Genomic DNA, 713 nt, shown 5'->3' on the forward strand with positions numbered 1-713 from the left:
TACGTCTGAGCAGTTGTCGTATGCTGATGCCTGGAACACCACTTCTGCCATTGATGGGCCACAAGGGTCCAAAGTGACATTGATGTTCTGTGATGGGTATACAATGATCGGCTGGAAAGTGTCTGGCTGGTCGTTCACCGTCAGCACACCGTCTACTGTTGTAGTCAGGCCGTCGCCGTCTGTGTAAGACGCTACGAGGAAGTCGCCGTCGTTAGCTGCTGTGATCACGGTGCTCACTTCGAACAGGCCGTTGCCCAGGTCCGCTATGACATCAACTGGCGTACCGTCGATAGTGATCGCTGGCGCTGCGATAGGATCGTCGCAGTCGTCAGATACGCGTACTTGGAAAGTAGCGTCCAGCTGCGTTTCGCATGCTGGCACGGTGAACGTCAGGTTGCCAGGGATCTCAACCACTGCAGCCTGAGGAGCGTCTTGTACTACTGTGAGCTCTTGCTCTACAGTAACGCCACCGTAAGTGTATGCTACTGAGTAAGCACCTGGAGTGAAGCCAGTGCCCACCGCCTCGAAATACAGGAAGCCGTCCTGTACGTCAGTGAAAGATACCGCAACTGCTGCGGTCAAAGATGCGCCTGCATCAGGGGTAACGGTGACCGCAACCGTCTCAGCACCGCCTGCAGCAAGGTTACAGTCGTATACATTGCCAGAGAACAGGGTAACTGCTTCGTCTTCACAAGCAGAGATGCTGTACTCCA

General features: G+C 54.7%; 1 protein-coding gene. It reads right to left on the bottom strand.

The window, feature by feature from the left end:
- A partial coding sequence (locus FRY97_RS22595; protein WP_170254857.1) for a hypothetical protein occupies positions 1 to 713 on the bottom strand: 713 nt, incomplete at both ends.

It is taken from the genome of Phaeodactylibacter luteus, from assembly GCF_007993045.1.
Lineage (GTDB): Bacteria > Bacteroidota > Bacteroidia > Chitinophagales > Saprospiraceae > Phaeodactylibacter > Phaeodactylibacter luteus.